At 71.8% G+C, this 13,811-nt stretch carries 8 protein-coding genes; 4 read left to right on the top strand and 4 right to left on the bottom strand.

All coding sequences use genetic code 11. From position 1 onward, the window contains the following. Positions 1–87: 87 nt before the first annotated feature. Positions 88–3,453, bottom strand: a complete 3,366-nt coding sequence (locus E9934_RS17905) for a beta strand repeat-containing protein (RefSeq protein WP_158295058.1) — start codon at positions 3,451–3,453, stop codon at positions 88–90. A 28-nt stretch (positions 3,454–3,481) separates the two neighbouring features. Continuing rightward, the gene (locus E9934_RS17910) at positions 3,482–7,372 is read right to left on the bottom strand and encodes a beta strand repeat-containing protein (RefSeq protein WP_136564269.1); all 3,891 of its coding nucleotides are present in this window, start codon (positions 7,370–7,372) and stop codon (positions 3,482–3,484) included. Positions 7,373–7,602: 230 nt separating this feature from the next. Between E9934_RS17910 and prfB the strand changes: the two genes are divergently transcribed. Beyond that, positions 7,603–8,718 (top strand): peptide chain release factor 2, encoded by a 1,116-nt coding sequence (gene prfB, locus E9934_RS17915; protein WP_136564270.1) that lies wholly within the window; start codon positions 7,603–7,605, stop codon positions 8,716–8,718. Positions 8,719–8,736: 18 nt separating this feature from the next. On the opposite strand, the gene E9934_RS17920 is transcribed toward prfB, so the two are convergent. Next, on the bottom strand, positions 8,737–10,467 hold the full coding sequence (locus E9934_RS17920) for a fibronectin type III domain-containing protein (RefSeq protein WP_136564271.1): 1,731 nt from the start codon (positions 10,465–10,467) through the stop codon (positions 8,737–8,739). A gap of 121 nt (positions 10,468–10,588) precedes the next feature. Then, a complete protein-coding gene (locus tag E9934_RS17925) occupies positions 10,589–11,233 on the bottom strand; it encodes a hypothetical protein (protein WP_136564272.1) in 645 nt (214 codons plus the stop codon). A gap of 52 nt (positions 11,234–11,285) precedes the next feature. Here E9934_RS17925 and ftsE point away from each other — a divergent pair, with 52 nt between their 5' ends. From ftsE to E9934_RS17940, 3 genes are all read left to right on the top strand, one after another. Next, the gene (gene ftsE, locus E9934_RS17930; protein WP_136564273.1) at positions 11,286–11,975 is read left to right on the top strand and encodes a cell division ATP-binding protein FtsE; all 690 of its coding nucleotides are present in this window, start codon (positions 11,286–11,288) and stop codon (positions 11,973–11,975) included. 75 nt (positions 11,976–12,050) lie between these two features. Continuing rightward, a complete protein-coding gene (gene ftsX / locus E9934_RS17935; protein WP_136564274.1) occupies positions 12,051–13,007 on the top strand; it encodes a permease-like cell division protein FtsX in 957 nt (318 codons plus the stop codon). Positions 13,008–13,061: 54 nt separating this feature from the next. Next, positions 13,062–13,811, top strand: a 750-nt coding sequence (locus tag E9934_RS17940; protein WP_136564275.1) for a hypothetical protein, incomplete at its 3' end; no start/stop codon positions are given.

Genomic DNA, 13,811 nt, shown 5'->3' on the forward strand with positions numbered 1-13,811 from the left:
ACGACAACACCGACAACACACGACAGCCGGCCGAGGTCTTCGGCCGGCTGTCGTGTCTGTGGGGACAGACTGGGTGGTGCGGGTGCGTCAGTTGTGCGCGAACCCGCTCGTCGGCAGGTGGCTGGCGTTGCCGCCGAACGTGGCCGTGAAGCCGTGGTTGCGGACGTCGGCCGTCATCCCGCTCGGGATGCGGCACTCGGCGACACCGTTGGCGCCGGTCACGCCCGTGCACACGACGCGGTAGCCGTTGACCGGCGCAGTGCTCGAGAACACGATGCTCTGGCCGGCCAGCGCCGTGCCGTCGACGGCGGTGAGCTTGACGTGCATGGTCTGCACAAGCTCGAGGTTCGTCCGGATCACCCGCTGGTCCGTCATCCGGCTCGCCATCCGGTCGACCACCTGGACCAGCACCGGCGAGGTGCTGGCGCCGCGGGTGGCGTCACCGGAATAGGTCGCCGTGATCTCGTGGCTGCCGGCCGCGAGACCCTCGACCACCAGCGACGCCTCCTGCTGGCCGTCCACGGTCTGCAGGTCGGCCGTGCCGAGCACGGCGTCGCCGTCACGGAAGGTCACCGTCCCCGTCGGATCACCCGCCACCGGCACGGCGTCGGACACCGTCGCGGTGAACGTCACCGAGTCCCCGAAGGTGATCGGGCTGGCGTCGGAGGTGATCCCGGTGGTGGTGGGCGCGACGCCCACGACGTGGCTCGTCGTGCCGGTCTGCCCGTTGTAGTTGGCGTTGCCGGCGTAGACGGCCCGGATCTCGTGCTCGCCCGGGGCCAGCGACGTCGTGGTGAACGACGCCGTGCTGGTCCGGCTGGCCGACGCGGGCTGGAGGCTGGCGGACCCGAGCAGCGTGGTGCCCTCCCAGAACTGGACGGCCCCCGTGGGACGCCCCTCGGCCGGGGCGGCGCCGATCACGGTGGCGGTGAAGGTCACCGGGTCGCCCTGGGCGGTCAGCTCGGCGTCGGCGCTCAGGTCCAGGGTGGTCGACCCCTTGGTGACGGTCTGGCCGTTGCCCTGGTCGAGGAGGCCGGTGCTGCCCACGAACTGCGGGTTGCCGCTGTAGACGGCCGCGATCCGGTAGGTGCCCGGCGCTGTCGCGCTGAACGCCGGGCTGGTCGCGACACCGTCGACGACCGCCACCGGGGAGCCCAGGTTGGCGCCGTTGACGGTGAAGCGGACGGTCCCGGTCGGGTCGCCCGCACCCGGTGCGATCGGGCTCACCGTGGCGGTGAAGGTGACGGACGCACCGGACGGGGCCGGGTTGCCCGAGGAGGACACGATGGTGTCCGTCTGGGCCTTCTGCACCTTCTGGGCGACCGAGGCGTCACTGCCCTGGAAGTCGCCGTCGCCCGCATAGGTGGCGACGACGGCGTGCTGGCCGACGGCGAGCTCGTCGGTCGTGATCGACGCGACGCCACCGGTGCCGGGGCCGACCTCGGCAGTGCCGATGACGGTCGGGCCGTCGGTGAAGGTCACCGTGCCGGTGGGGGAGCCGACGCCCGGTGCGTCGACGACGACCTCGGCGGTGAACGTGACCGGCTGGCCCCAGACCGAGACCGGCGCCGAGCTCGTCACCGTGGTGTTGGTCGACGCCTTGTTGACCGTGTGCGAGACCGCGGCCGACGTGCTGGTCACGAAGTTCGGGTCGGCGCTCAGGTATTTCGCGCTGATCTCGTGGCTGCCGCGGGTCAGGGTCGTGGTCGTGAACTCGGCCTCGCCGTCGACGAGCGTCGCGAACGGACCGGCCGCACCGTCGATGGTGAACTGGACCGCGCCCTGCGGCGTACCGGTGGCCGGGCTGAGCGCCGTCACGCTCGCGCGGACGGTGACGGCCTGGCCGACGACCGACGGGCTCGGCGAGGTCGTGGTGACCGTCGTCGTCTGGCCCGCCTCGACCTCCTGGTCGAGGGTGTCGTTGCTGCCGGCGAAGCGGTCGTCGCCGGAGTAGTCGGCGGTGATGACGTGGTCGCCCGCGTCGAGTCCGACCGGCGGGGACACCGCCGTGCCGCCGCTGACCGCCACCGGCGCGCCGATGGCCTCGCCGTCCGCGGAGAACTGCACGGTGCCGGACGGATCGCCCGCTCCCGGCGCGACGACGTCGATGTCGGCGGTGAACGTCAGCGGCTCACCGGCCACGGCCGACGCGTTGGAGGTCGTCACCGCGACGGTGGTCGCCGCGAGGTCGACGCCGTGGGTCAGGTCGGCCGCGGCGCTGGACGCGAAGTCGGCGTTGCCGTTGTACGTCGCCCCGACGGTGTGGTTGCCGGGGAGCAGGTTGCTGATCGTCAGCGTGGCCACGCCACTGCCCGACAGCGCGACCGCGGTGCCGTAGGGCTGGCCGTCGACGTTGAACTGGACGCCGCCGGCCGGCTGACCGACCCCCGGCGAGACCACGTCGACCTCGGCGGTGAAGGTCACGGCCTCACCGGAAACGGTGGGGGAGCCCGTGCTGGTCAGCGCCGTGGTGGTCCCGGCCTTGTCCACGACGAGCGACGCGCTGGTCGCCGTGCTCGGCGCCAGGTTGCCGTCACCGCTGTAGTGGGCACCGATCGTGTGGTTGCCAGTCGAGAGCGTGGAGGACGAGATCGACGCGGCGACGCCACCGGACACGGTCGCCGGCGGGCCGAAGTCGGCGCCGTCGACCGTGAACTGGACGGTGCCGGTCGGCGTGCTGGTGCCGTCGACGCGCGCCACCTGCGCGGTGAAGGAGACGGCCTCGCCGTGCACGACCGGCGTCGGCGGGACCAGGGTCGTGGTCGAGTCGTTGCGCGAGACCGTGAACGGCGCCGTCGCCGTCGAGCCCTTGTAGTGGGTGGTCTGGGCGAACGATGCCGTGACCGTCGCCGACCGCGGCGGTCCCGCGAGCGGCAGGGATGCGGTGGCGACGCCGTTGGCGTCGGTGACCGCGTTGACCGACGTCCCGCCGGAGAGGCTGAAGGTGACCGTGCGCCCCGGCAGGACGCTGCTGGAGAGGTTCGGGTCGGTCAGTGTCGCGCGGACCGTCGCCGAGGTGTTCTGTGCGCCCTCCACGTCACCGGAGTAGGCGAGCTGGGTGATGTTGTCGATCGTGACCGACCGGTTGAACGTCGACTCGCTGCTGGAGCAGAAGACCGTGCCCGAGCGCCTGCGCTCGACGGCACGGACCGTGTAGGCGCCGTTCGGGTAGTTGTGGGTGTCGATGGTCGAGCTCTTCGCCCCGGCCCCGTTGTGGGTCTCCTCGAACACCACCTGGTTGGCGGAGTTGATGAGCCGCAGGATCGTGCGGGGAGCGCTGCCGGTGATGCAGAGGCTGCCGTCGGAGCCGCCACTCGCCGACAGCGTGGCGTTGCCACGCAGGACGGCACCGTTGGCGGGCGCGGTCAGGTCCGCCGAGGCGGGCGACATGAGGGCGACCGGGAGGCCGACCGCCAGAGCGAAGGCCGCGAGGGCCGCGATCAGTCTGCGCATGGGAATGGTTCCTTTCACCATGACCGGATCACTTGAGGAGGGCGCCGCGCGCCGTCGACGACAGGTGGTTGGCATCGCCGTTGAACGTGGCGGTGTAGCCGCCCGCCAACGTCAGCTGCAGGACGTGGGACAGGCCGTTGCACCGGGCGGCGCCCGTCGCGTCGGTCGTGACGGTGCAGATGGTCTGCGCGCCGACCTTGAACGTGACCGGCACGCCGGCCAGTGGCTGGCTCCCGGCCCTGACCGTCGCCCGCAGGGTGCCCAGTGGCAGACCGAGCGGAGCCAGCGAGAGCACGGCCGCGTCGGCGGTGACCGTCGTGGGCCGCTTGGCGACCTGGACCGTCCGGTCCGACGAGCTCGGCTCGAAGGTCGACGTCCCGGCATAGACCGCCCGGATGTCGTGCGATCCCGCCGGCGTGGAGCCGACCGTCACGGTCGCCGTCGCGGAGCCGTTGCTGGTGGCGGCGAGCGTCGGTGAGCCGACCAGGGCGCCGTCGACCAGGAACTTCACCGGCCCCGTCGGGGCGCCGTAGCCGTTGGTGGCCGGGGTGACCGTGGCGGTCAGGACGAGGTCGTCGCCGAACGTCAGCGGCGTGTTGGCCACCGCGAGGGTCGTGGTCGTGGCCGCGCGGGCGACGTCCTGCTGGATCTGACCCAGTCCCGGCTGGTAGCGGGCGTCACCGGAGTAGGTGACGGTGACCGTGTGCGATCCGGGCGCGAGGTCGTCGACGGCGACGCTGGTGGCGCTCCCGCCGCTCAGCTCGACCGCCGCGCCGAGCGGCTGGCCGTCGACCGCGAACTGCACGAAGCCCGACGGCGTCTCGCCCGAGCCCGTCGTGACGACGTCGACGCTGAAGACGAACTCGTCGCCGACGTCGGCGTTGTTGTCCGACGACCTCAGGTCGAGCTCGACGGCAGCAGCCTCGACGGTCTGGGTGATGATCGCGCCGCTCCCGGACCAGCCGGGGTCGGCGATGAAGGCCGCGATGACCGTGTGGTCGCCGGGGTCGCCGATCTCACGCGGACCGAGGGTGGCGATGCCCGAGCCGTTGACCGGCACCGGGGCGCCGACCTCCTGGCCGTCGACCGAGAACTGGACGCTGCCGCCCGGGACACCGCCGCCGTCAGCGACGACCGTTGCCTCGAAGCTCACGCCGGCGCCGTACGTCGATGGGCTGGCGCTCGCGGTGAGCGTGGTCGTCGTCGCGACGATGGACGCGCCCTCGAGGACGACGTGGGTGACCTCGGCCGACTCGCTGGCGAGGTAGTCGGCGCTCCCGCCGAAGCGGGCCGTCAGCTGGTGCGTGCCCGGCGGGAGGTCGGCGACCTCGAGGACCGCGGTGCCGTTGGCGCTCAGCGGCGCGGAGCCGATGGGCTCGGAGCCGGCGAAGTAGGTCACCGTGCCGGACGGGTTGCCCGAGCCGGGGCTCACGGCGGCGACGCTCGCGGTGAGCGCGACCTCCTGCTCCTCGACCGACGGCGTCGGGCTGGCGACCAGTCCGACCGTGGTCTCGGCGGCCGCCACCTGCTGCTGCAGCTGGTCGGAGCCGACGGCGTAGTTGGCGGTGCCCGGGTAGGACACGGCCACCGTGTGGTTGCCGGCGGTCAGCGAGGTCAGCGCCGGGAACGAGGCCGAGCCGTTGACCAGCGCCACCGGGCTGCCGACGTTGGCGCCGTCGACGACGAGCTGGACGGCGCCGTCCGGCGTCCCGCCGCCCGGAGCCTGCACGGCCACGGTCGCGGTGAGACCGACGGCCTCGCCCGTCACGGTGGTGGTGTCGGAGGAGGTGAGCTCGACCGTCACGGCCGCCTTGCCGACCGAGACGCTGCGCGGCGAGGCGGCGCTGCCGGCATGGACGTCGTCGCCGCCGTAGGTCGCGACGACGGGGTTGTTGCCGACCGGGAGGGTCGTGGTGAGCACCGATGCGGTGCCGTTGGGGGCGACCCCGGCACGGCCGACCTCGGTGACCCCGACGGTGAAGACGACCTCGCCGGTCGGCGTGCCGCTCGCGGCGGTGACGGTCGCGGACAGGGTCACCGGCTCGCCGTGGACCGCGGTGGTGGTGCTGACCGCGGAGGTGGTGGTCGTCGGCAGGAGCGGCACGCGGACCCGGAAGGTCACGGCCGCGGAGCTGCTGCCGGCGTTGTCGGAGCTGCCGTTGTAGACCGCGACGACCGTGTGGTCGCCCAGGCCGAGGGTCGACAGCGGTGCGCTGGTCGCGCTGCCCTCGTCGAGGGCCACCGGGCCGCCGAAGTCGCTGCCGTCGACGACGAACTGCACCGTGCCGGTCGGGGTGGCGCCGTGGGTCGGCGTGACGTCCGCGGTGAAGCGGACGGCGTCGCCGATCGTGACGATCGACGGGTCGGCGGCCACCGTGGTCGTCGTCGCGATCGCGCCGACGGTGAAGGGCGTCGAGGTGCTCGCCGCCTCGAGCGTGCTGTTGCCGGCGTACGACGCCGTGAGGGTCGCCGAGCGCGGAGGTCCGGCGACGGCGATCTGCGTCTGGGCGACACCGGCTGCGTTGGTCGTCGCGTCGACCGTGGCTCCGCCGGTGAGGGCGAAGGTGACCGTGCGCCCGGCCACGCTGGCGCCGGTCTTGTCGACCAGGGTCGCCGAGACGGTCGCCGTGGTGCCCTGAGGGGCGCTGGTGTCGCCGGTGTAGGCGATCGCCGAGCAGTTCTGCGGGGTGACCACGACGGTCGAGACGCTCGACACGCTGCCGGCCGTGGTGATCACGCCCCAGCTGCCCCGGACGCCGGTGCGCTGGTAGCCGTCGGCCTCGGCGGGCGCCGGGAGGACGGCGGTGTAGTTGCCGTTGGTCGTCGTGGTGGTCGTCGTCGAGGCAGTGGTGCCGACCGCGACGGGGGACTTGTCCAGCGCAACGGTGACGGGCACACCGGCCGCGCCGGAGCCGAGCCGGCCGGCGATCGTGATGTCGCCGCCCGCACAGGTCAGCGAGGGAGTGATCGTGCTGGTCAACGAGGTCGCGGGAGCGGGCGTCTGCGAGCTCGCGAGCTTCTGGTCGAGGGTGAGCGACCCGCCGCCCTCCTGCGGGATCTCGAGGAGGAGGCGAGCAGCGTTGCGCTGGGTCGGCGCGAACCACATCGTGGCCCGGGTGGTGCCGTCGGCGCTCTGCGCCAGCGCACGGCGCGTGCTGATCGTGCCGGCGGGCACGCTGAGGTTCTCGTCGGCGACCGTGGCCGAGTTGTCGAACTCGAGCTCACCCTCGAACGTCTGGTTCCCGCTGCCGCCGATGGAGCCGGCGTCGTAGCTGAAGCCGCCGTCGTAGTCGACGGTGACGTCGTTGGTCCACGAGTTCCCGGACTGGGTCGGGAAGTGGACCAGGCGCCAGCCGCGGCGCGGGTCCATCGAGAGGCTGATGTCGGCGGTGATGTTCTGGGTGATGATCGACACCTGGGCCTGGGCTTTCAGGTGCTGGTTCTGCACCTCCTGCAGCAGCGCGAGATCGGAGCGGCGCATGTAGCGGGTGCCGCTCACGGTGCCCGAGAAGTTCTTCAGGGTGGCGTTGATCCCGTCGGCGGACACCGCTCCCGACCCGCTGGTGATGGTGCCGGTCAGGTCCAGCCGGTAGGCCGACTGCCCCTCGAAGTCCTCGATCGCCGCGACCCGGTAGTTGACGGTCTCGTTCATCGTGACGTCGGTGCCTTCGGCGACGTACCTGAAGACCGTCGAGTAGGTCCAGTTCCAGCCGATCTGCCAGGTCGGCACCTCGTCGCCCGGTGCCTGCGCGGCCCGCGCCGGCATCCCGCCGGCCGTCACGAGCGTCGCCACCAGGGTGGCGAGCGCGCTCAGCCACGCCAGCCGGCGGCGATGGTGGCGCGCCGCGCGTCCGCGCGAGATGGGCGCGATGGGCGAGTCGGCGTGGCCGGTCGAGTGGGCGTGGGGCGCTGGGAGCATGCGGCACCGTCCAGGGAGTGGGGGGACCACCCGAGAGGACGGGCACGAGTGCCCGCGTGGCGGAGGGAGTGTCGGGAGTCAAGCAGGTTTGTGTCGCGCGGCACACCCTTTTCTGAAAGAAGTTCACATTTCTTTGCGGAGGGGTTGGTGAACTGCGGCTCGGTCGGCGGCCGGGGCGTCGTCAGGGGCACGACAGGGGTACGACAGGGGGGCGCGTAGGCTCACGGATCGTGGCAGGCACCGACTACGACGCAGAGATCAAGCAGCTGACGGCGACGATGCACACCATCGAGCAGGTCCTCGACCTGCCGCGGATGGAGGCAGACATCGCCGACCTCGGCGTGCAGGTCGCGGCTCCCGATCTCTGGGACGACCAGGCCAACGCGACCCGCGTCACCGGCCGACTCTCCTCCCTCCAGGGGCAGGTCGAGCGCTTCCGTGGCCTGCAGCAGCGCATCGACGACCTCGCGGTCCTGGCCGAGCTCGCCGCCGAGGAGGCCGACGACGAGACCCTCGCCGAGGCCGAGGCGGAGCTCGGGCGGATCAAGAAGGCCGTCGAGGGCCTCGAGGTCCGCACCCTCCTCGCCGGGGAGTACGACGAGCGTGAGGCCATCGTCTCGATCCGCTCCGGCGCCGGTGGTGTCGACGCCGCCGACTTCGCCGAGATGCTGATGCGGATGTACACCCGCTGGGCCGAGCGCAACAAGTACCCCGTCGAGGTCTACGACGTCTCCTATGCCGAGGAGGCGGGCATCAAGTCCGCCGAGTTCGCGATCCACGCGCCCTATGCCTACGGCACGCTGTCGGTCGAGGTCGGCACCCACCGCCTCGTGCGGATCAGCCCCTTCGACAACCAGGGCCGGCGCCAGACCTCCTTCGCCGCCGTGGAGGTCGTCCCGCAGCTCGAGCAGACCGACGAGATCGAGGTCGACGAGAACGACATCCGCACCGACGTCTTCCGCTCCGGTGGACCCGGTGGCCAGTCGGTCAACACCACCGACTCCGCCGTGCGGCTGACCCACATCCCCACCGGGATCGTGGTGTCCTGCCAGAACGAGAAGTCGCAGCTGCAGAACAAGGCTGCCGCGATGATCGTCCTCAAGGCCAAGCTGCTCGCGAAGAAGAAGGCCGAGGAGGCCGCCCTCAAGAAGGACCTCAAGGGCGACGTCGCCGCGAGCTGGGGCGACCAGATGCGCAACTACGTGCTCAACCCCTACCAGATCGTCAAGGACCTGCGCACCGGCTACGAGACCGGCAACCCGCAGCCGGTGTTCGACGGCGAGATCGACGGCTTCCTCGAGGCCGGCATCCGCTGGCGTCGCGGCGCCGAGTCCGCCGACGCCTGATCAACCCGGGGATCCGGGTCAGCGCGAGACCACGGCCCGGGAGCGGGCGCTCAGCGCGCCCCACCCGGCCCGGTTGCGCGCCTTGACCCGCACCACGTAGCGGCCCGAGCGCAGGTTCAGCTGGAGTCGGCGGGTCGTCGACGACTGCACCCGCGACACCACCCGGGACACGATCCGCCCCCGACGGTCCAGGCGGTAGGCGATGGCGACATAGCCGGTGATCGGCGCTCCGCCGGAGGCCGGAGGCGACCAGCGCGTCGTCAGCGAGGAGCGGCCGCCCCGTGCGCCCGACGCCGCGGCGGGCGCGGTCGGCGCCCCGGGGCGTCGTACGACGGAGTCCGGGACGGGATCCGTCGGGTTCGTCGGGGTGACGACGCCGCCGTCGCAGCCGGCGACCTGCAGGTCGTAGGAGCCCATGCTCCCGTAGTCGTCGTAGCCGCCGCTCCAGGTGCCGCCGCCGCCCGGGAGGGAGCCGACCCCGCTGACGGTGACGTAGTAGGGCCCGCCGGGTGTGACGGTCGACTGCAGGGACGCGGCGAGACCGCTGATCCCCGACGAGGTGCGCACCGTCTCGGGTGCCGCGGAGGAGATCACCGCACCCGTGGCGCTGCGCAGCTCGATCTTGATGTCGAGGTTGGGGCCCACGCTCGCCGGGTTGGCCTCGACCTGGACGGTGCGTGTGCAGTCCTCGACGGTGAGCCAGTCCACGTCGCTGCGGGAGGTGATGTAGCCGCGACCGCCGGGGAGGTTCGCGAGGGGGACCGCGGTCTCGACACTGGCGCCCGCCTCGTCGTCGCGGACCCCCGCACCGTTGGCGAGCATCACGGCGTAGTCGTCCTCGTGGTTGTCGGCGCGGCTGTAGTCGCCCTTCGACCACTGGCTCACGCCCGAGGAGTAGGGGCTGCCCATGAGGGGACCCCACAGCGAGGTGCCGCCGTAGTAGCTGCTGCTGGTCGTGCCGTCGTGGGACAGCCCGAGGTTGTGGCCGACCTCGTGGCTCGCCGCCTCCGCCATGGACTTGGCCCGGTTGCCGAGCGAGCTGGGGAAGACCCAGGCCGGACTGCGGGTCTCGCCACTGGTGATGGCGTCGAACGTGCCGATCCAGGCGATGCCGCCGCAGGCTCCGTTGCAGATGTCGGCCTGGATCCGGCTCCCGGTCGAGAAGGCGACCCGGGTGCCGTAGCGCTGGTCGTTGCTGGTGCTGCGCCACAGGTCGCCGAGCGGCGGCTCCTCGGTCGTGACGTCGATGTCGAAGGGCGCATAGTCCTCGGCGACACGCGCCCACACCTCGAGGATGATCCGCTTCTCGGCGTCGGAGAAGGAGGCGGAGCCGTCCAGACTCCAGCCCGGCACGAGCAGTGTCGACAGGCCGTAGGTGACCCACGAGTTGGCCGCGAGCAGCACGCCGCCGTCGAAGTCGAGGTGGACGACCCGCGGTGCGCCCGGCTTGCTGTGCAGCGAGAACGCCGATGACAGGGACGCCTGCGCCGCCTCGGCCTGCGCGGCCAGGCCCGTGCCGTCGGTCGGCTCGGCCGCCTGTGCCGGCGCCTCCCACTGGTCCTCGGCGACGGCCGTGCCGTCGGCGGTGATGGTGATCGACTCGTCGGTGGCGTGCGCGTCGACGTCGGCGCGGGCCACGGGGGGAGTGGCCGCGCCGTCGTCGCCGGCGGCTGGCAGTGCCTGGCCAGCGACGGCGAGGGTGAGGCCGCAGACGGCGACCCCGACGGTCCGCAGGATCGGGTGGGGCATGCCATGGCGATCGGTCGCGGGGCCGTCCGCGTTGAGACGGGACACGGTCCTGACCGCGAACTCGGGACGGCGGTCCCGAGGCGGTCGGCCGAACGGTCAGGGGCGAGGCGCGGACGGAGAGCTAGGCGGAGGCGGCGAGTGCCACGGCCACGCACCACCGCCCCGCCCGATCGACGAGGTCGTCGATCGGCGTGCTGTCCGGCAGGGAGAGGCTGCAGCTGAGCCAGGCGTCGCCGAACAGTCCCCGGAAGGACGCCGTACGACGACCGGCGCTCGTGCACTGGACGGCGACCGAGGGGGCGCCGTAGGCCGGAGCTGCGGGGTCGACCGTGCAGCCCCGAGTCCGCTGCGCGGCGCGGATGAGCATGGTCGCCCGGTCGGCGGTCACCGGCGGCGCGAACACCCAGGCCCGCGCCTCGATGCCGCTTCGGTTGTCGTCGGCGGTGTCGTCGGCAGGGACGAACCTGCAGCCGTACTCGTGCGCCACGTCGCCACCCGGGACGATGTCGCTGGCGTCGCCGTTGCCGTAGGCCGACCCGGTCGCCTCGGCGTCGAGCGCCTCCGTGGCGGCCTCGGCCGGCAGCAGGTCGCAGAACTCGGCGCGCTGGACCGCGGTCGTTGTGGTGTCGTAGTCGGCGAGGGCCGTGCCGGTGTAGGCGACCGGCTCGCGCTCTGGCGTGGTGTCGTCGGAGACGACGACGCCGATCGTGACCGGGACGAGGGTCAGGAAAGCCGACAGCAGGAGCGAGCGCACCACAGTCGACACGCCGCCACCCTAGAGGACCGGGTGCGACCGCCCGTCGCGTACCGTCTTGTCAGTGATTCGCTTCGAAAAGGTCACCAAGCGCTACGCCGGTCCCGGCAAGCCGGCGCTGGACCAGGTCAGCATCGACATCGACAAGGGCGAGTTCGTCTACCTGGTCGGCACGTCCGGTTCGGGCAAGTCGACCGCGCTGCGTCTCGTCCTGCGTGAGCTGCGTCCCTCCTCGGGTCGCGTGCACGTCGCCGGCAAGGAGATCAACCGGATGGCCGGGTGGAAGGTGCCGCGGCTGCGCCGTCAGATCGGCACCGTCTTCCAGGACTTCCGGCTGCTCCCCAACAAGACCGTGGCGGAGAACGTCGCCTTCGCCCAACAGGTGATCGGCAAGTCGCGCCGCGAGATCTCCCGGGTGGTCCCCGAGACCCTCGACCTGGTCGGGCTCAAGGACAAGGGCGACCGGATGCCGGACGAGCTCTCCGGCGGCGAGCAGCAGCGGGTGGCGATCGCCCGTGCCTTCGTGAACCGGCCGATGATCCTCATCGCCGACGAGCCGACCGGCAACCTCGACCCGGCCACCTCGGTCGGCATCATGAACCTCCTCGGGGAGATCAACGCGACCGGGACGACCGTCGTGATGGCGACGCACGACCACGGCATCGTCGACCAGTTCACCAAGCGGGTGATCGAGCTCGAGCACGGCAAGGTCGTGCGCGACGAGGCGGCCGGCAGCTACGGCTTCCAGCACTGACCTCGCCCGTCCCCGCCCTCTCCCTGACCCGGCCCCGAGTCCTGCTCCCCGCACCAGCCAAGGAGTCCGTTCCCCATGCAGCTGCGCCATGTCCTCACCGAGCTCCGCATCGGGTTGCGCCGCAACCTGACGATGCACCTCTCGGTGATCCTCACCCTCGTCTTCTCCCTCTTCCTCGCGGGCGCCGGGATCCTCGTCCAGCGGGAGGCCGACGTCGCGATCGACGAGCTCGGCAACGACCTGCAGGTGCTGGTCAACCTCTGCACCGAGGATGACCCGACCGTCGACCAGGGTCTCGAGAACTGCGCCGGTGGTGAGGTCACCGCAGCCCAGCAGGAGCGGATCGAGGAGGAGCTCGAGGCGAGCGAGGAGGTCGAGTCGTTCAGTTTCCAGAGCAAGCAGGAGGGCTACGACCGCGCCTACGCCCAGGCGGAGCGCACCGGTGACGCCTACCTGTTCGACGTCGAGGATCCGGTCGTCACCCCGGACACCTGGCCCGCCGGCTACTGGGTGACGCTCGAGACGCCGGACGAGGCCGACGGCGTCATCAGCGCGCTGTCGGGACTCGACGGCGTCTCCGTGATCACCGACCAGCGCGAGGCGCTGAGCCAGATCTACGGGATCATGACGATCCTCAAGTACGGCTCCTGGATCGGCGCCGCGTTCCTGCTGTTCGCCGCGCTCCTGCAGGTCGCCAACACCATCCGCCTCGCGGCCCTGGCCCGTCGCCGGGAGATCGCGATCATGCGTCTGGTGGGTGCCTCGACCCTCTACATCGGGCTGCCCTTCCTCCTGGAGGCGCTGGTCACCGCGACCATCGGGGTCGCGCTCGCCGCCGGTGGTCTGGCGGCGTTCCTCCACTGGGGCGTCGAGAAGGGCATGGCCGAGCAGGTCACCTTCCTGCCCTGGGTCGACTGGAGTGACTACGTCCAGACCCTCATCGGCGCCTTCCCGCCCGGCATCGTGTTCCTCGGTCCGGCGCTGACGCTCATCCCGACACTCCTGCTGACCCGCAAATACATCAAAGTCTGAGAGCCGGCGGTTACGGTCGGGGAGTTCACTTCCCCGAACGTGATTGGTTGTCCTGTGCGCTTCTTCCCCAGCGCCTCCTGGCTGCGCCGTACCCTCGACCGCCTGCCCGTCTGGGCCCGACCCGAGTGGATCGTGACCATGACGGCCGCGCTGGTCGTGGTCGCCGGACTCGCCGTCCCGCTGGCCGTCGCCGACGACCGCGACGACCTGGAGAACAAGCAGGACCAGGTCCAGGGCCAGATCAACAGCGTCCAGGACGACATCGAGGAGGCCAGCGGCCAGGTCGCCGCGATCAGCCGTCGGCTGGCCCGCGTGCGCGACAAGCTGCGCACGGCCCGCGACCGCCTCGCCACCGCCCAGGGCGAGCTCGCCGACGCGCGTGCCGTGTCCTCCCGGCTCGCGACGCAGCTCACCAAGGCCGAGGAGCGGCTCGAGGTCGCCCGCGAGAAGCTGGCGCAGGCGCGGATCGATGTCGCCGACCAGCGAGACGAGGGACGCGACACGATCATCAGGCGAGCGACCGGCGGCAACGCGCAGCTGGACCTGATCGCGGCCTACGCGCAGGGCGAGACGATGGAGGACCTCCTCGTCAGCCAGAGCTCGGCCAAGGTCATCACCGGTCGCCAGCAGCAGACCCTCGACTCCCTCGTCGAGGCGGAGGAGATCCTCGCCGAGCACCGCGCCGAGGTGAGGTCCGCCCGTGACGAGGTCGCCGACGCCAAGACGGCGGCCGACGACAACGTCCGCACCGTCGCACGCCTCGTGCGCCACATCGCCGCCGGCAAGAACCGGGTCGCGGCGCTG

The organism is Nocardioides caeni (assembly GCF_004912195.1).
Lineage (GTDB): Bacteria > Actinomycetota > Actinomycetes > Propionibacteriales > Nocardioidaceae > Nocardioides > Nocardioides caeni.

Excerpts from the sequence above, each read along its gene's own strand:
- E9934_RS17920 (WP_136564271.1), bottom strand. The coding sequence starts at position 10,467 with ATGCCCCACCCGATCCTGCGGACCGTCGGGGTCGCCGTCTGCGGCCTC.
- ftsX (WP_136564274.1), top strand. The coding sequence starts at position 12,051 with ATGCAGCTGCGCCATGTCCTCACCGAGCTCCGCATCGGGTTGCGCCGC.
- E9934_RS17910 (WP_136564269.1), bottom strand. The coding sequence starts at position 7,372 with ATGCTCCCAGCGCCCCACGCCCACTCGACCGGCCACGCCGACTCGCCC.
- E9934_RS17905 (WP_158295058.1), bottom strand. The coding sequence starts at position 3,453 with ATGCGCAGACTGATCGCGGCCCTCGCGGCCTTCGCTCTGGCGGTCGGC.